This window comes from Streptomyces sp. NPDC048001 (genome assembly GCF_043203115.1).
Taxonomy (GTDB): Bacteria; Actinomycetota; Actinomycetes; order Streptomycetales; family Streptomycetaceae; genus Streptomyces; species Streptomyces sanyensis.
In genome coordinates this window covers 44,657-61,453 of sequence record NZ_JBIDBN010000007.1, presented here as the reverse complement: position 1 = coordinate 61,453, position 16,797 = coordinate 44,657, and the positions used below count along the sequence as shown (strand labels likewise).

Sequence of the window (16,797 nt, the reverse complement as noted above, 5' to 3'; positions counted from 1 at the left end):
CCCGGCGCCCGGTGCGGTTTCCCGTACGTCACCTTGGAGCACACCCATGTCTTCCACCACCGAACCGACCGGGCGGAGAGAGCAGCCCGCTCCCGCCGGGACGGCCCCCGCGGGCCGCTCCCGGCAGGGCGTGCGCGCCCTGCTCGTCCGGCTCCACTTCTACGCCGGCGTGTTCGTCGCACCGTTCCTGCTCGTCGCCGCCCTGACCGGCCTGGCCTACACCTTCACCCCCCAGCTCGACCAGGCGCTCTACGGCGACCGGCTGCGCGTCGAGGAGGTCGGCGAGCGGGTCCTGCCGCTGTCCGAGCAGGTGGCCGCCGCACGGGCCGCCCACCCCGAGGGGACCCTGGCGTCCGTCGTCACCCCGGCCGGCCCCGAGGACACCACCCGGGTGGTGCTGTCCGTGCCCGAACTCGGCGAGAAGCAGCGGACCGTGTTCGTCGACCCCTACACCGCCGAGGTGCAGGGCGAGCTGACCACCTGGTTCGGCTCGACCCCGGCCACCACCTGGCTGGACGACCTGCACCGCAACCTGCACCTCGGGGAGTTCGGGCGGCTCTACTCCGAGGTCGCCGCGAGCTGGCTCTGGGTGGTCGTCGCCGGGGGCCTGCTGCTGTGGACCGGCCGCAGCCGCGGGCAGCGTGCGCCGTCGGCGCGCGGCGTGCTGCTGCCCGACCTCAAGGCCCGCGGTGTGCGCCGTACCCGCGGCCTCCACGCGGCGACCGGCGTGTGGCTCGCCCTCGGCCTGCTGTTCCTCAGCGCCACCGGTCTGACCTGGTCCCAGTACGCGGGCGAGCGCTTCGGCAGGGTGCTGGACGCCACCCGGGGCCACGCGCCCCAGCTGGACACGCTGCTCCCCGGCGCCGAGCCGGCGGCGGAGGAGGCCGGGGACGCGCACGCCGGGCACGGCGGGCACGGCACGCGGACGGAGGCCCCGCCGGTGGACCCGGCGTCCTTCGACACGGCGCTCGCGGTGGCCCGCGAGGCCGGACTGGGCGGCACCGTCACGGTGACCCCGGCCGCCGACGCCACGAGCGCCTGGGTCGTGGCCCAGTCCGACAACGTGTGGCCGGTCCACTACGACCGGGTCGCCGTCGACCCGGTCGAGGGCGAGGTCACGGCGACGGTGCGGTGGGCTGACCACCCCGTGCCCGCGAAGCTGACCAGGCTCGGCGTCCAGGGCCACATGGGTGTGCTGTTCGGGGTCGCCAACCAGATCGTGCTGGCCCTGGTCGCCGCCGGGCTGGTCGCCGTGGTGCTCTGGGGCTACCGGATGTGGTGGCAGCGCCGTCCCGTACGCGAGGACCGCACCGCGCTCGCGGGGCGGGCCCCCGCCCGGGGCGCATGGCGCGGGGTGCCGCTGCCCTTCCTGGTCGTGGGCGTGCCGGCCGTGGCCGCCCTCGGCTGGGCGCTGCCCGTGCTGGGGGTCACCCTGGCGGCGTTCCTCGCCGTGGACGCGGCCGTCGGGCTGGTGCGCCGGACCCGGGGCGCATGAGGCAGGGGGCCGGCCCGGTGCGTGCGCGCCGGGCCGGCCCCGGTCCGGGCGTCGGGTCCGTCAGCCCGCCTGGGCCAGCGGGGGCCGGTCCCCCGGCGCGCCCTGCGCGCCCGGGGCCGCGGTCAGGCGCTCCCGCAGCGCCGCCCGGTCGGGCTTCCCGGCCGGTGTCAGCGGCATCCGCGCGACGACCAGGAGCCGTTCGGGGTGCTTGCGCCGCTCCATGCCCCCGGCCGCCAGGTGGCCGCCGAGCGCCTCCAGGGTGGGGGCCCGCTCCCCCCGGGGCACCACGCAGGCCGCGAGCCGCTCGCCCATCAGGGGGTCGGGGACGCCGACGCAGACGACGTCCCGGACCTGCGGATGGGAGGCGAGTCCGCGTTCCACCTCGGCCGGGCTGATGTTGGCACCGCCGCGGATGACGATGTCCTTCAGCCGCCCGACGACGTGCAGGACCCCATCGGCGTCGAGGTAGCCCAGGTCACCGGTGCGGACCCAGCCGTCGGGGGTGCGGTAGCGGGCGTCGAGTTCGGGGGCGCCGACGTAGCACAGCGGGGACATCGGGCCGCGGGAGACGATCTCGCCGATGGTGCCGTCGGCCAGTGCCCGGTGGCTGTCCGGGTCGGCGATGCGGATCTCGGTGACGCGGGGGTCGGGGCGGCCGGCCACCACCCCCGTGCCGTCGGTCGGCGGGACCGCGTGGGCGAGGCCGGTGTGGCAGTTCACCCCGTCGGCGGAGCCGTAGAGGTTGACGACGGGGCAGCCGAAGGCGGCCGAGGCCGCCGCGGCGGTGGTCTCGTCGAGCGGCGCCCCGCCGAGGACCAGGGCGGTGGGCGCGGGCACCCGCTCCCCCGTGGTGTCCAGGTGCTCAAGCATCATGCGGACCATGGTGGGCACGCCGAGGACGTGCGTCGGCCGGTGTTCCCGCAGCGCGGCGAGGGCCGCCTCGGGGGTGAAGCCGTCGAGCAGGACCAGGGTGCCACCGTGCCGGGCGAGGGTGACGGCGGTGCCGTTGGAGCCGAAGGCGGAGGCGAGCGGCACCAGGAAGAGGCAGCGGGGCGGCGTCCGGTCGGGTATGAGGGAGGCGAGGAAGTTGCCGCGCCCGCCGGCGAGCGCGTTGTGCGAGTAGGCGATCATCTTGGGCTCGGCCTCGGAGCCGGAGGAGACGAGGATGCGGGCCGCACCGTCCGGGTCGGGGCGGGCCGGGGCGAAGTCCCGGGCGTCACCGCGCATCAGCGCGGACCAGGCCGTCGTGCCCTCGGGCACGGCCCCGGGGCCGACCGCGACGACGTGCCGCAGGTCCGGCAGGGACCGCGCGAGGGCGAGGAGGTCGGCCGCGTGGTGGAAGTCCCGGTGCCGGACGGAGGCGATCACGGCGACGGCCCGGGCCCGTCGCAGCAGGCATTCGGCCTCCAGGACGCCGCGTCCCACCGGGAAGGGGAGGGCGACGGCCCCCAGGGCGGCCAGGGCCAGGTCGGCGATGACGGCGTTGCGGTGGTTGGGGAGCTGGACGCCGACCACGTCGCCGGGGCCTATGCCGAGGTCCCGCAGGCCGGCGGCCAGACATCGGACCTTGCGGTCCAGGGCCGTGTAGCAGAGCGTGCCCTTGGCGTCGAGGACGGCGGGGGCATGCGGCTCGGCGATCCGGCGGGCTCTGAAGAGGCTGTAGAGGTCGAGGTCGGGGCAGCTGCCGTCGGCCGCCCAGGAGCGGCGGAGTCCGGCGGGCAGCAGGTCCTTCAGGGCGGGGCCGTCGGTCATGCGAAGCTCCAGGGATCGGTGACGGCGGGCGCGCCGTGCGCGTCACGGTGGATCGAGCCCGCGAAGCGCGGGTCGCGGTGGAGGTCGGCGAGGTCGGTGGTGACCGCCGTGGCGGCCAGCCCGCGGCCGGCCAGCAGGGCCAGCGCCTCGGGGGTGGGCAGCGCGGAGACGTCGAGGGCCGCGGCGGCGGGGGCGTCGGCGTCCGCGGGGGCGATCCAGCCGTCCGCGGTGCGCAGGGGACGGCGGAAGCCCGCCGCACGGCGCGGGTTCTGTCCGCGTCCGACCCGGGCCAGGGCGGCGGCGGTGAGGGTGTCGGCCGCCCCCAGGAGGGAGGAGTCGACCCGGACGCCGCGCCCGGTGCGCGTCCTGAGCAGCAGTCCGGCCAGCACGGCCTCCGTGCCGTGCAGGCCGCCGAGCACGTCGAGCAGGGTCATCAGGGAGGGCGCCGGCGGCTCTCCGTCGGGGCGTACGGCTTCCCCGACGCCGGTGCGGGCCTGGACCATGAAGTCGGTGCCCATCGGGGCGCCCTCGATGCGGTCGGCCCAGCCGCCGGTGTAGGCGTAGACGAGGGCGGGGTTGGCGCGGGCCAGGTCCTCGGCGTCGAGGCCGAGTTCGGCGGCCTTGCCGGGGGCCCAGTTGTGCAGGAAGACGTCCGCGGTCGCGGCCAGGTCCCGCAGCCGGCCGCGGTCGGCCGCGGACTTGATGTCGATCTCCACCGCCTGCTTGCCCCGGTTGAGGGCGAGCCAGCGTGCCGAGACGCCGGAGCAGGTGGGCGGCATCCCCCGCAGGGGGTCCCCGCCGGGCGGTTCGATGCGGACGACCTCGGCACCCAGCAGGCCCAGGAGGTGGGCGGCGAGGGGGGCCTGGATGCGCCGTCCGGCCTCCAGCACGGTCAGGCCCGACAGGGGCCCGCCGGCGGCGGGCGGGGCGGCCGGGAGGGGGTGCCCGGGCGTCCGGGCGAACGCTTCGCCGCCGAACGGGCGGAAGGACCAGGGAGGCGCGCCGTCCGCCTCGGCGTACCGCTCGGCCAGCGTGCGCAGGACGCACACCTCGGCGCCGGAGGTCTCCGCGGCCCGGCGGATCACCGCCAGCGTCCGTCTGCGGGTGACCTCGTGGAGTGCGGCCGGGAAGGGTGCGCAGGCGGTGGCGTAGCGGAACTGGAAGGGGCGCCAGCCGGCCCGGACCGCGGCGGCCGGGGCGTCCAGGGCCCGCCAGAAGGCGGCCCAGGCGCCCGGGTCGAGGGTCTCCAGCTCGAACAGGACCCCGTCGGCGGAGGTGAACGGCGGTCCGCCGGGGGCGATGTCGGCCGCTTCGCCCTCGTCCGCGCCGGCCGCGGCCAGGTACTGGGAGACGGCGAGCAGTCCGGCCCGGTCGGCACCCGTGTGCGGGCGGCGCGTCCCGGTTCCGCGTGCCTGCCCGAGGAGGGCGGCGAGCAGTCCCTGGACGGTGAGCACCGCGGTGGCGGTGGCGGTGTAGTCGGCGGCCAGGCCGGCCGGGGCACCGTCGCGGCGCCCGTGGACGGCCATGACGCCGGTGGCGGCCTGTGCGGTGGCCTCGTCGGCGACACCGGTGCCGGGCGCTCCCCAGGCGGCGGTCGCGTCCACGGGGGCGAAGTCCCCGCCGCCCACGGTGAACCGGCCGGTGCCGGCCCGCGGTGGGGTGGGCTCCGCCTCCGCGGTGCGGGCCGGACGGGCGCCGAGCAGGTGCAGGTGTGCGGCGACGACGGTGGCGATCTCCGCGGGCCCCGAGACGGTGGTGTCCATCGCGTCGAGCGGTCGCAGGGCCGCCGTGGTTGCTGGTGACGCCATGCCTCTCCTCTCCCGGCGCGCGGCGGTGGCCGGCGCCCAGGTCGTACGGAAGGTGGGAGCCGGGGTACGTGCGCGTCCCGAGCGGCTCCACGGTCAGTCAGTCGGACACGCGTTCCCGGGAGTTCCCCGCGGAGGCGAGGAGGCGCTCCGGGGGCCGCCCGGCCGGGCGGGGCGGGGGCGGGGCCTTCCGGGGCGGAGCGGCCGGTGTCCCGGGGAGGCCGCGGATACCGGGCACCGGGCGGCTCCCGGGTGGGCCTGCGGGGGCCTGCGCGCCTGCGCGGTGCGGGACGGTGCGGGACGGTGCGGGACAGAGGCGGGGGCGGGGCGGACGGGTCTGTGCGGGCGCGCTCCAGGGCGGGGAGGGAGCGGGGAGGACGGTGGGAGCCCGCCCCCGGGCGCCCTCCCGTGCTCCCGCCCCGCCGGCCGAAGCGGCGAAGCCGCGCCCCGGCCCGTCCCGGGGCGCTGCCGAGGCCGCCCCCGCCCGGCGATCCGGACCGCGCACGGCCGGGCGGCGGCCCCGGCGGCGGCGAACGCCCCGGGGCGTCAGACGGATCGGGGCGCCCGGCGGATCGGCACGTCAGACGGATCGGGGCGCCCGGCGGATCGGCACGTCAGACGGATCGGGGCGCCCGGCGGATCGGGCGCCGCCGGGACCCCGGTTGCGCGCCCTACACCCGTGTCAGGTCCACCAGGCCGTTCAGCGAGGCCAGGCCGAGGGCGAGGAAGAAGTCGCCCCAGATCAGCTCGTGCCGCTCGGCCAGGCCCTCGGCGGCGTCGTAGCAGCCGTCCAGCAGCATGCCCGCGGGGCGGCCGTCCCCGCCCTGTGTCAGGTGCCCCTCGGCCAGCCTGCTCAGGATCGCCACTCCCCGGTACGCGCAGGCGCGCGACCAGTCCTCGGGCAGCCGGGCGAGCTTGAGGAGGGCCACCGCGGTGATGGCGGCGGCGGAGGTGTCCAGCGGGCCGCGGGGGGCGTCCACGCCGTCCGGCGGGACGAGCGGCCCGGCGAGCACGCCGTCGAGCGCGAGCAGGTGGCGGGCCGCCGCCGTGAGGCGGCCCGGCTCCTGGGCGGCGACCTCGGGGCGGAGCAGGGCGTCGGCGACGGCCAGCAGCAGCCAGGCCCGGCCGCGGCTCCAGCCGGGCCGCGGGTCCTCGCAGGGAAGCCACCGCGTCCGGGCCTCGTCGAAGCGCCAGGCGGGCCGGGGCTCCCCGCCTCCGGCGAGGCACAGGTCGAGATGGCGGTGGAGGTGGCCCGCGGCGGCGGCGGGGTCGGCGGCGGCAAGCAGCGGGACCATGCCGGGGACGCCGTCCGCGCGGGCGCGCAGCCGGGGGCCGCCGAAGGCGTCCCCCCAGGGCACGATGCCGAGTCCGCGGTCGCGGTCCCGCAGGGCGGCCCGTGCCGCGCGCTCCCGGAGCGCGGCGGCCGCCGGGTCGTCCCCGGCGAGGGCCGTCGGGTACCACAGGATCAGTCCGCGTGCGGCGGTGTCCGCCTCGGCCCAGGGGGCGAGGCGGGCCGTGCGGTCGGCCGCCGCCTTCCGGTCCGCGGGGGCCCCGGTGCGGCGGGCCCGCAGCCACAGCAGGCCCGCCCAGAAGCCTCCCGTCCAGGAACCGCGTCCGGTCGTCCGCCAGACCCCGTCCTCGGGGCCCGCGTACAGCGGGAAGCGGTCGCCGACCTGGTCCTGAGTGGTGCGTACCCGCTCCATCACTCCGGCCAGCGCCTGGTCCGCCCAGTCCCCCGCGCTCACGCGGGCTCCCCGCGTGCGTCGCGGCGGGCCCAGGTGTACCCGACCACCGCGGCCAGGGCGAACTCGGCGCCGACCAGCAGCCAGCCGGCGCCGTAGTGACCGCTCTCGGCGAACGGCGCGAACACCGCGGGACCCACCGCGAAGCCCCCGAAGAACCCCGCGGCGACCAGGGCGGAGTCCTGCCCTGCCCGGCCCGGTGTCGCCCGCTGCATCACCAGCACCATGGACACGGCGTTCGCCGAGACGGCGAACACGCCCACGGCGACCGCTCCCGCCCACACCAGCGGTACGGCCCACTGCGCGGTCGCCAGCAGGGCGGCGGCCAGCAGCGCCCCGCCCGCGAGCAGGGCGGGCAACCGCTCCGCCCGCCCCGGCCGGGCGGCCCGTGACCAGCAGACCCGGCCCGCGATCCCGGTGAGACCGAGGACGGCCACCAGGGCCGCGGCGACGGTGCTTCCGAGACCGAGTTCGCGCACCCCGTACAGCGCCAGATAGGTGTTGACGGAGGCGATGCCCGCGCCGAGGAGGAGCGAGTAGGCGCAGAGCCACGCCGTCATGCCGCGCGGCGCGCGGAGTGCGGGCGCCGGGGCCGCCGGGCGCACCGGGTCGGCGGGCAGCACCCGGTGGGCCCAGCCCGCGGCGAGCAGCGCGGCCGCCGCGGCGGTCCAGACGGCGGCGCGCCAGCCCAGGCCCGCCGCGAGCGCGGCGAGCGGCAGGCCCGCCGCGAAGGCGCCCAGTTGCACGCCCGACTGCTTCAACCCGGTCACCGCGCCGCGCCGTTCGGGGGCCACGGCCGCGAGCACGGCCTTGTTGGTGGCGGGGTTGGCCAGCGCCTGCGGCAGCCCGCCCAGGGCCACCGCGCAGAGCAGCACGGTCGCGCCGGGCGCCGCCCCGATCGCGGCGAGGGCCGCGGCCGAGGCCGTGAGCAGCAGCACCAGGGAGCGCCGGGGCCCCGTCAGGTCCACGATCCGGCCCCCGATCGGGGACAGCAGTGCCGCGGTGCCGAAGCCGACGGTCGTCGTCAGCCCGAGGACCGTCGGCGACACCCCCAGGTCGGCCACCAGGCGGGGGCCGAGCGCCCCCAGCAGGAAGAGCTGGAGCATGGAGAAGGCCATCGCGCCGGTGAGCAGGACGACGAGCCGTCGGTCCCCCCGGTCGGCGGTCGGGGCGGACGCTGCGGTCCCGGGTGGCGCCACGGTCGTCGTCTCCGTTTCCGGCGTCGCCGAGTTGCTGAAAGGGTGGGTGCACTCGGGGAGTCAGTCGGCCGGAGGCGCCGCCGGGTTCCACCCCGCCGGTGTGCCGTGCGCCACATCGGCAGGGGTCCGTGCGCCCGGGCACCGGTGTCCCGAGGCGCTTCGCGGGAGTGCGAGGATGGGCCCCGCCATGACCCCAGGCCGTCTGTCCCGAGCAGCCCGGGCCGCGATGTTCGCGGCCGTCTGCGTGGTGCTCGCGGCCGTCGGCCATGTGCTGATGTCGGGCACCGACCTGCCCGGGTGGGCGCTGCTGTCCGCGTTCGCGGGGACGGTCGGCGCGGCCTGGTGCCTGGCGGGCCGGGAGCGGGGGCTGCCCACGGTGACCGGGGCGGCCGTGGCCGTCCAGGCCGCCCTGCACACGGCCTTCTCCCTGGTCCAGGCGGCCGGGCGGCCGCCCGCGCCGGCGGGCGGTTCGTTCGCCCGCGAGTGGGCCGACTTCCTGATGTGCGGCTCCGGTCCGGCCGGGTCGATGCCGCTGCGGGAGGCGATGCGGATCGTCGACGGGGCGGGGCTCGGGGCGATGGTGTCCCGGCCGCCGCCCGGTGCGCCGGTGGCGGACCCGCACGCCGGGCACACGGTGCACGGCGCGGGGTCGGCATGGGCGGGCGCGGGGCACGAGATGGCCGGGATGTCCGCCTCGGGGATGCTCGCCGCCCATCTGCTGGCGGCCGTCCTCGCGGGGCTCTGGCTCGCCTACACCGAGCGGGGCGTCTTCCGGCTGCTGCGCGCCCTCGCGCACTGGGTGTGGGCCCCGCTGCGGGTCCTGCTCGGCCTGCCCGTGCGGACGCCGCACCGGTCCGGGGTCCGGCCGCGCCCCGGCACGGGCGCACGCGTCCTGCGCGGACGCCTCCTCGCCCACTCCCTCACCTCACGGGGTCCGCCCGTGGAGCCCGCTGTCCTGTGACAGCAGGTTCCCCGAGAGCACGCTGACGACCCGTCCGCCGCTCCTCGGGCATCGGCCCCGCCCTCCGGCCGGGCCGCCCCCGTCACCGGTCCCGCTGGGCGGGACCGGCACCTTCACCCGTGAGGACCACACGGCAATGACCCCTGCCCTGCCCGGCCCCTGCCGTCCCGACGGCCGGAGGCCGTCCCGGCACACCCCCGAATCCGACGCGGAGGCCACCGGACTGGCCCTGCGCGCCAGGGACGGCGACCCGGCCGGCACCGACCGCTTCGTCCGCGCCTTCCAGCACGACGTGCGCAGGTACGTGGTGCACCTCAGCGCCGACCCGCAGTCCGCCGACGATCTGACCCAGGACGTGTTCGTGCGCGCGCTGGCGTCGCTGCCCCGGTTCGAGGGCCGCTCCTCGGCGCGGACATGGCTGCTGACCATCGCGCGGCGCACGGTCGTGGACAGCCTCCGGCGGGCGGCGGCCCGCCCCCGGCTCTCGGACCGCGACTGGCAGGCCGCCGCGGAGCGGAGCCGGCCGCCGGGCGTGCCCGGCTTCGAGGAGGGTGTCGCGCTGGCGGAGCTGCTGGCGCTGCTGCCCGTCGAGCGGCGGGAGGCCTTCCTGCTCACGCAGGTGCTCGGCCTGGAGTACGCGGAGGCCGCGAGCGCGGTCGGCTGTCCCGTCGGCACCATCCGCTCGCGCGTCTCCCGGGCCCGCAGCCAACTGGCCGGCCTGCTGGCGGACACCGGCCCGGAGGCCGGTGCGGCCGCCCGCCCGGCGGCCGCACCGGACGCCGGCCCCGCCCCCGGGAAGCACCGCGCCCCGCTGCCGTACCGGGCCGGGACCGGTGGAGCCCTCCGCAGGCACGCCGCGTCAGCGGGATGCCAGCGGGATGCCAGCGGAACGGCTGCCGAACGGTGAGCGGGGTGGGCTGGAATGGCCGCAAGGCACACGGCGGAAGCCGCCGGCCGGCGGCGCTCCGCCCCGACGCATCGGGAGGCACCATGAGCAAGGACCTGAGCACCCTCGCGGACGAGATCCTGGAGCTGGAGGCGGAGACCTTCGAGATCTCCGACTACTCGGACGCCAGCGAGGTCGTGCTGGCCGGCTGCACCAGCACCAGCTCCACCTCGACCTCCAGCTCCACCTGCAGCACCACCTCCTGCTCCGCCTGACACCGCGTCCGGTGCGGCAGCACCCGGTCGGCTCCGCTCCCCTCGCCGGGAGGGGCGCCGACCGGGCCTTCGCCATGCCCGGGACGGGGCGGTCGCGGGGGTCGCGGGGGACCGTTCGCGGGCCGCGCCCCTTGCCCTGACTCCGGTCGTTTCCAGTCGAGTTGGGCCGCACGATCCGGTACGTCCGGCCCTCTCTGTGTGTTTGCCCGACCCCCCTTGACCCCCGTTCTACGCCGGTAGAAACTCACCCCTGTCGCACGACCGAGCGACTGCGTGAGGACGACGCCACACGCGTTTCGGCCTGCCCTGGCCAGAGGGGAGGCCGAGTTCCGACATGCGCCGCGGCACCCTGGCGGGGGCCCGCGGAGGCAGGAGCGCGCTCCCTGGTGCCGTAAGGCACCGGTGCGGCAGTCGTCGACCGACGGGGGAACTCCATTGCGCTTTCAACTACTCGGCCCGCTCAGCATCACCGACGGGCGCGACGTGGTCGTCCTGCCCCCGTCCAAACCGACCTCGCTGCTGGCGGCCCTGCTGGTCCGGCCCGGGGAGGTGGTGCCCGCCCAGCGGCTGCGCCAGGCCGTCTGGGGCGAGGACCAGCCCGCGACGGCCAAGGCCGCCCTGCAGAGCTGCGTCCTGCGCCTGCGCCGCCTCTTCGCGAAGTACGACATCGAGGAGCAGGCGGTGGTGGCGGTCGCGGGAGGCTACCGGGTGCCGGCCGACGGCGACACCCTGGACCTGCTCCACTTCCGTCGGCTGGCGGACCGGGCCGCCTCCGCGGGCGAGTCCGAACTCCCCCTGCTGCGCGAGGCTCTGGGGCTCTGGCAGGGTCCGCTGCTCGCCAACGTCCCCTCGGAGCTGCTGCACCGCGACGAGGTGCCCCGGCTGGTGGAGGAGCGCCTGCGCGTCCTGGAGCGGGTCTGCGAGATCCAACTGGCCCGGGGCCGCGGCCGGGAGGTCCTGGTGGACCTGTGGGAGGCCACCCGCACCCACCCCCAGCACGAGGGTTTCGCCGCCCAGCTGATGCGGGCCCTGTACCGGGTGGGCCGGCAGATCGAGGCGCTGGCGGAGTACCGCAGGATCAGGACACGGCTCCGCGAGGAGCTCGGCGTCGACCCGGGTGCCGAGCTGCAGGCCCTGGAGCTGGCCATCCTGCGGGGCGACGAACCCGGCGGCCCGGCCCTGACGGCGACGCTCACCCGCGCACCCCACGCGTCCCCCGCGGCACCCGGGGCCGCCCCGCGGACTCCCGCGGCCGCGGCGGTACGCGAGCCCGCCGACGCGCTCCCCTCCCCCGGCGCGCTCCCCTCCGGCGCCCGCCCGCCCGCCGGGGCGCTCCCCGCCCCCGGCGGCACGGCCGCCCCGGTGCCCCGGCTCCCGGCCGTCCCCGGCTTCACGGGGCGCTCCCGCGAGACCGCCGCCCTGGCGGAGCTGCTGGGCAGCGCCCACGGGAGCCGTCACGCCGAGGCCGCCCCGGTGCTGGCGGTGGTCTCCGGCGGCCCCGGCATGGGCAAGACCGCCCTGGCCCTGCACACCGCGCAGCTGGTGGCCGACCGCTACCCCGGGGGCGGCGTGCTGGTGCCGCTGACCGGGCCCGACGGCATGCCGCGGCCCGGCGGGGAGGCGGCCGCGGCCCTGCGCGCCGCGCTCCCCCGCCCCGGGCAGGGGCCCTGCCTGGTGGTGCTCGACGACGTGGTGCACCCGGACCAGGTACGGGAACTGCTCGACGTGCCCGGCTGCGGTGCCGTCGTCGCCACCAGCCGGATGGGGCTGGCCGCCCTGGTCGCCACCCACGCCCCGGGGGTGCTGCAGCTGGGCGCGCTGACGGCCCCCGAGTCCGAGGCGCTGCTCACCGCGGTCCTGGGAGCGGAGCGGGTGGGGGCCGAGGCCTCCGCCGCACGGGAGCTGGCGCAGACGTGCGGGCACGTCCCGCTGGCGCTGAGGATCGCCGCGGCCCGGCTGCTGACCCGCCCGAAGCTGCGCCTGGCGGACTACGCCGCATGGCTGCACCGGGACCTGCCCGCCCGACTCGCCCTGCCCGACGATCCGCGGATGTCGGTGCCGCTGGCGCTCGACGAGGCCCTCGGGCGGCTGCCCGCGCCCCTGGCCGAGGCCCAGTTGAGGCTGGCCCGCTGCGAGGGGCGGATCACGGCGGCGGCCGCGGGCTCGGCGCTGTCGCTGGCCGAGACCGACGCCGAGGAGCTGCTGGAGCGCCTCCTCGACACGGGGCTGCTGGAAGAGGAGCAGCCCGGCGCCTTCCGGATGAACCCGCTGTTCCGCGCCCATGCGCTGCGCCGCACCGCCCGGACCGCCGCCGGGCCCTCCCGGTCGTCGGCGGCGGCCCGGCGCGCACTGCCCTCGCCCGCCCCCTGACGAGCGGCCGTGCGCACGGTCCGCTCCGTGCTGCGCCCGCCCCCCACCCGTACAGACCCGAGCGGCCGCCCAGGCCCCGACCCGGAGGTGCCACGCCCGCATGCCCATGACGCCGTACGAGGAGACCGCGGACACCCGCCCCAGGGTGCGCCGCGACGTGCTGTTCACCGAGACCCCCAAGGGTGTGGTCTTCCACAACGCGGACGGCGGCTTCCAGTTCAGCTCGCCCTCGGCCTACCGGTTCGCCACCCTCCTCGTCCCGCACCTGGACGGGAACCGGACCGTGGCGGAGATCTGCGCGGGGTTCGGGGATCCGCAGATGGCCATGGTGGGCGGCCTGGTCAAGGCCCTCTACGCACGCGGCTTCGCCCGGCCGGTGCCCGACCCCTCCGCGGCGGCGGAAGGAGCCCGGGTGGAGCCCGCGGTGGCCGAGCGCTTCGCGGAGCAGATCGCCTACCTCGACCACTACGCCGACGGCGCGGAGGGGAGGTTCGCCCGCTTCCGCGGCACGCGGGTCGCCGTCCTCGGCGACGGTGACGTCGCCCGCTGGTGCGCCCTGTCCCTGGTGCGCAACGGCTGCGCCCGCGTCGGCGTGCAGACCGCACTGGCCGAAGGGCCCGCCACCGCGGCGGAGTTCGACCGGCTCCGCGCGGAGGCGGTCGAACTCACCGGGCAGGGGAGTCCCGCCGAGGTGGCGGTGCTGCCTCCCCCGGGGCCCGGCGGCGCGGGCGACTGGGCGGCCTACGAGGGGTACGAGGTGGTCGTCGCCGCATGCGGCGACGACGCCTTCGCGACCTCGCTGGCGCTGCTCGGGCAGGGCGTGCCGGAGGGGTGCCTGCTGGTGCCCGCCTGGACCTTCGGCGGCCGGGCCGTGGTCGGTCCGGCCGGCGCCCCGGGGGCGGCCGGATGCGTGGCCTGCGCCGCCCTGCGGCTGGGTGCGACGGGGGACGCGGCCGTCGCGGCGGAGCTCTGGAGCGGGGTGGCGCTGGGGGCCGGGCGGGCGGCCGCGCCGCGCGGGCCGCTCGCCGCGATGCTCGGCAACCTCCTCGGCTACGAGGTGTTCCGGCTGGTCACCGAGGCGCTTCCCGCCGAGACCCGGGACCGGGTACTGCTCCAGGACATGGCCTCCTTCGACGTCCTGGCCGAGCGGCTGCTGCCCCATCCGCGCTGTCCGCTGTGCCGGACCGGGCGGGGGGCCCCGGAACCGGTCGACCTGGCCGCGGCGCCCGGGCGGCCCGCCTTCCGGCCGGTCGTGGCCGCCGCCCCGGACGACGGCGCGACCGAGGGGCCGCTGGCCGAACTCGACCGGCGCGCGGTGGCCGTCCGCCCCTCGGTGGGCGTCTTCACCCGGTACGCGGACGAGCCCGTCACCCAGACCCCGCTGAAGGTCGGCGCCGTGGAGGTGGGACTGGGGCCGGCGGGGACCAGGACCGTCGCCGCGTTCGACGTGCACCACACCGCGGGGGCGCGGCTGCGGGCCCTGAACGCCGCGGCCGAGGTCTACGCCGAGCACGTGGTGCCGGCCGTCCCCGCGCCCGGTGGCGCGGACGGCGCGGTGCGGACGGCCCCCGAGGCGCTGACCACGGCCACGGGGGCGGGGGGCGATCCCGTCGCCTCCTGGAGCCTTGCGGTGTCCCTGCTGACCAAGGAGCAGGTCCGGGTGCCGTCCGGGGCCGTGCGGCCCTTCGGTCCGGACAACGCGGACCGCCGCTTCGAGCCGTCCCGGGCCGGGGCGGGGGCGGGCGGCGGCCTGCCGGAGGCCGCGGCCGCGGGGCTGCTGTCGGCGCTCTCCCACGAGGCGCTGCTGCGCGCTGTGCGGGGCACCGGGCGCACCTCGGTGATCCCCCCGGCGGTGCTCGCCGACGATCCGGAGGCGGCCTTCCTGCTGCGCTCCGCGGCGCATCTGGGCCTGGAGGTGGAGCTGCTCGACCTCGGGGAGGCCGAGCGCACGGCGGTCACGGTGGTCCTCGCCCGGGCGCGGCCGTCCGCGGCGGGCGAGGAGGGGCGCTGGGCGGTCGGGGCGGCCCTCGGGCGGGCGGCCGCGGCCACCGACGCCCTCCGCGACCTGCTGGGCGTGGTCCAGCTCGCCGCCGAGGGGGTGCTGGGGGCACCCGACACCGGTGATCCGCTGCTGGCCGACCTCGACGCGGCCCTCGTCCCGGTCACGGCGGGGCAGGAGGCGGCCGGGCAGGCCGCGGCCTCCTGGTCGGACGTCCTGGGGCGGCTGGCCGCCGCGGGGCGGGACGCCCTGGTCGTCCCGACGCACGCGGAGGACCTGCCCGCGGCCGGTGTCCACACCGTGCGGGTCCTGCTGACCAGGGCGGCGGACGATGACCGCTGACCTCCGCGAGGCCGCCGGGGGCCCGAGGCACGAGGCGTGCCGCCTGTTCGCCCGGGACCTGCGCGCCGCTCTGGCCGGGTCGGCGCCGGGGCTCCCGGAGGTCGCCGTCGCCGCGCTCGGCGTACGGGACGCCTTCGCCCCGGGGGGCCCGCAGGGCGTGGAGCCGCCGGTCCCCGACACCGCCCTGCCCGTCCACCTCTACGGCAGGCAGGCGCTGGTCGGCCCCTGGCCGGTGCCGGGGCGCACCGGGTGCGGCACCTGCCTGCGGCGCCGGTGGCAGGCCGTGCGCTCGGTCGGCCTGCGGGAGGGCGTCGAGCTGCGCGGCGGCACCCGCGAGGCGGGCGCCTGGCCCTACCGGGTGCCGTTCGCCGCGCAGGCCGTGGCGGCCCTGATCGCCCGGATCGGCGCGGCGCGGGACGACGGCCCGGGGGCCCGGTCGGGCGCCGGGCAGGCGGAGCGCACCGGGCCCTTTCCCGACGTGTGGCTGGTGGACCTGGAGGACCTGACGGTCCGTCACCATCCGCTGGTCCCGGAGCCCGACTGCCCCCGGTGCGCCGTGCCCGAGCCGATGACCGCCGCGGCGGCCGCCCTGGACATCGGGCCCGCTCCCAAGCACCGTCCGGGGACCGCCCGGGTCCGGCCGGTGGAGGCGTACGGCCTGCCGGTGGACGCCTTCGCCAACCCGCACTGGGGGGCGGTCGGCCCCTCGGTGGTGTGCGACGTCACCTCCCCCACGACGGCGGCCACGGTGGGGTGCTTCTCCAGCCGCTCGGGGGAGTACCTCCGGGAGACCTTCTGGGGCGGGCACGCCGCGTCCTACCGGGCCAGCACCCTGATCGGGGTGCTGGAGGGCATGGAGCGGTTCGCCGGGATGCGGGCCCGCGGCCGCGCCCTCACCCTCACGGCCCCGCTCAGCGAACTGGGACCGGCCGCCGTCGACCCGCGCGAGACGGGCCTGTACACCGAGGCGTTCCACCGGTCCCAGCCCTGGGTGCCGCCGTTCACCCCCGACCGCCCGATCCCCTGGGTGTGGGGCTGGTCGCTGCGCGACGGCGTCCCCCGTCCGGTCCCCGAGGTCCTCGCCTACTACCACAAGCCCGGGATCGAGCACCGGTTCGTCCAGGAGAGCTCCAACGGCTGCGCGTCCGGCGGGAGTCTGGCGGAGGCCCTGCTCGGCGGGCTGATGGAGGTGCTGGAGCGGGACGCCTTCCTGCTCGCCTGGCACGGGATGCAGCCGCTGCCCGAGATCGACCCGGCCAGCAGCACGGACCCGCGGACCCGGGTCATGGTCGAGCGGCTGGCCCTGTACGGGTACCGGGCCCGGTTCTTCGACACCCGGATCACCTTCCCCGTGCCCGTGGTCACCGCGGTCGCCGAGCGCCACGACGGCGGCCCCGGCCGGATGTGCTTCGGGGCGGGCGCCTCGCTCGACCCGGAGGCGGCGCTGGCCGCCGCCCTGTGCGAGATCGCCACCGACTCGGTGCAGCTGCTCCAGCGCTTCCGGCGCGGCGAGGCCGGGTACCGGGCCATGGCGGAGGACTTCGGGAGGATCACCAGCCTGCACGACCACCCGCTGGTCTACGCGGTGCCGGAGATGGGCCGCCACGCCGACTTCCTGCTGCGCCGTCCTTCGCCCCCCGAGCCGCTGGGCGTGGGCGACCTGCGCTGGTCGCGCGCCGACGGCTCCGGCCCGGACGTGCGGGAGGACCTGCGCGCCGCGGTGGAGGCGGTGACCGCCGCCGGGTTCGACGTGGTCGCCGTCGACCAGACCGCACCCGAGCAGCGGGCGCTCGGGCTGCACACGGTGAAGGTGCTGGTGCCCGGGCTGCTGCCGCTGGACTTCGGCTGGACCCGGCAGCGGGCCCGGCACATGCCGCGGATGCGCACGGCGCTGCGCGAGGCGGGCCTGCGGCCGGACGACCTCGCCGAGGGCGACCTGAACCCCGGCCCCCACCCGTTCCCGTGACCGGC

At 78.1% G+C, this 16,797-nt stretch carries 11 protein-coding genes; 7 read left to right on the top strand and 4 right to left on the bottom strand.

Annotated elements, in window-relative coordinates:
* The first annotated feature begins 46 nt into the window (after positions 1 to 46).
* Positions 47 to 1,495 carry a PepSY-associated TM helix domain-containing protein gene (locus ACGF15_RS14290; RefSeq protein ID WP_392798928.1) on the top strand — a complete coding sequence of 483 codons (1,449 nt, stop codon included), beginning with the start codon at positions 47 to 49 and terminating at the stop codon, positions 1,493 to 1,495.
* A 60-nt stretch (positions 1,496 to 1,555) separates the two neighbouring features.
* On the opposite strand, the gene ACGF15_RS14285 is transcribed toward ACGF15_RS14290, so the two are convergent.
* From ACGF15_RS14285 to ACGF15_RS14270, 4 genes are all read right to left on the bottom strand, one after another.
* Complete coding sequence (locus ACGF15_RS14285) at positions 1,556 to 3,247, bottom strand: class I adenylate-forming enzyme family protein (protein ID WP_362608246.1); 1,692 nt, start codon at positions 3,245 to 3,247, stop codon at positions 1,556 to 1,558.
* Positions 3,244 to 5,055: a CoA transferase gene (locus ACGF15_RS14280; RefSeq protein WP_345615028.1), complete on the bottom strand. Its 1,812-nt coding sequence runs from the start codon at positions 5,053 to 5,055 to the stop codon at positions 3,244 to 3,246. The genes ACGF15_RS14285 and ACGF15_RS14280 overlap by 4 nt, the downstream gene beginning before the upstream one ends.
* A gap of 668 nt (positions 5,056 to 5,723) precedes the next feature.
* Positions 5,724 to 6,797: a sugar ABC transporter permease gene (locus ACGF15_RS14275; RefSeq protein WP_392798924.1), complete on the bottom strand. Its 1,074-nt coding sequence runs from the start codon at positions 6,795 to 6,797 to the stop codon at positions 5,724 to 5,726.
* The gene (locus ACGF15_RS14270) at positions 6,794 to 7,993 is read right to left on the bottom strand and encodes an MFS transporter (RefSeq protein WP_392798921.1); all 1,200 of its coding nucleotides are present in this window, start codon (positions 7,991 to 7,993) and stop codon (positions 6,794 to 6,796) included. The genes ACGF15_RS14275 and ACGF15_RS14270 overlap by 4 nt, the downstream gene beginning before the upstream one ends.
* A 187-nt stretch (positions 7,994 to 8,180) precedes the next feature.
* Between ACGF15_RS14270 and ACGF15_RS14265 the strand changes: the two genes are divergently transcribed.
* From ACGF15_RS14265 to ACGF15_RS14240, 6 genes are all read left to right on the top strand, one after another.
* A complete protein-coding gene (locus ACGF15_RS14265; RefSeq protein WP_392798918.1) occupies positions 8,181 to 8,954 on the top strand; it encodes a hypothetical protein in 774 nt (257 codons plus the stop codon).
* Between the two features lie 136 nt (positions 8,955 to 9,090).
* Positions 9,091 to 9,861 (top strand): sigma-70 family RNA polymerase sigma factor, encoded by a 771-nt coding sequence (locus ACGF15_RS14260; protein WP_392798915.1) that lies wholly within the window; start codon positions 9,091 to 9,093, stop codon positions 9,859 to 9,861.
* Positions 9,862 to 9,944: 83 nt separating this feature from the next.
* Positions 9,945 to 10,115, top strand: coding sequence for a thiazolylpeptide-type bacteriocin (locus ACGF15_RS14255; RefSeq protein WP_112471283.1), 171 nt, complete (start codon positions 9,945 to 9,947; stop codon positions 10,113 to 10,115).
* 435 nt (positions 10,116 to 10,550) lie between these two features.
* Positions 10,551 to 12,485, top strand: a complete 1,935-nt coding sequence (locus ACGF15_RS14250; protein ID WP_345615033.1) for a BTAD domain-containing putative transcriptional regulator — start codon at positions 10,551 to 10,553, stop codon at positions 12,483 to 12,485.
* Positions 12,486 to 12,585: 100 nt separating this feature from the next.
* Entirely contained in the window at positions 12,586 to 14,826 is a 2,241-nt protein-coding gene (locus tag ACGF15_RS14245) for a TOMM precursor leader peptide-binding protein (protein WP_392798912.1), read from the top strand.
* Positions 14,816 to 16,792 carry a TOMM precursor leader peptide-binding protein gene (locus tag ACGF15_RS14240; protein ID WP_345615035.1) on the top strand — a complete coding sequence of 659 codons (1,977 nt, stop codon included), beginning with the start codon at positions 14,816 to 14,818 and terminating at the stop codon, positions 16,790 to 16,792. Before ACGF15_RS14245 ends, ACGF15_RS14240 begins: the two co-directional genes overlap by 11 nt.
* Positions 16,793 to 16,797: the final 5 nt, after the last annotated feature.

Excerpts from the sequence above, each read along its gene's own strand:
- ACGF15_RS14260 (WP_392798915.1), top strand. The coding sequence starts at position 9,091 with ATGACCCCTGCCCTGCCCGGCCCCTGCCGTCCCGACGGCCGGAGGCCG.
- ACGF15_RS14245 (WP_392798912.1), top strand. The coding sequence starts at position 12,586 with ATGCCCATGACGCCGTACGAGGAGACCGCGGACACCCGCCCCAGGGTG.
- ACGF15_RS14280 (WP_345615028.1), bottom strand. The coding sequence starts at position 5,055 with ATGGCGTCACCAGCAACCACGGCGGCCCTGCGACCGCTCGACGCGATG.
- ACGF15_RS14290 (WP_392798928.1), top strand. The coding sequence starts at position 47 with ATGTCTTCCACCACCGAACCGACCGGGCGGAGAGAGCAGCCCGCTCCC.
- ACGF15_RS14255 (WP_112471283.1), top strand. The coding sequence starts at position 9,945 with ATGAGCAAGGACCTGAGCACCCTCGCGGACGAGATCCTGGAGCTGGAG.
- ACGF15_RS14240 (WP_345615035.1), top strand. The coding sequence starts at position 14,816 with ATGACCGCTGACCTCCGCGAGGCCGCCGGGGGCCCGAGGCACGAGGCG.
- ACGF15_RS14285 (WP_362608246.1), bottom strand. The coding sequence starts at position 3,247 with ATGACCGACGGCCCCGCCCTGAAGGACCTGCTGCCCGCCGGACTCCGC.
- ACGF15_RS14265 (WP_392798918.1), top strand. The coding sequence starts at position 8,181 with ATGACCCCAGGCCGTCTGTCCCGAGCAGCCCGGGCCGCGATGTTCGCG.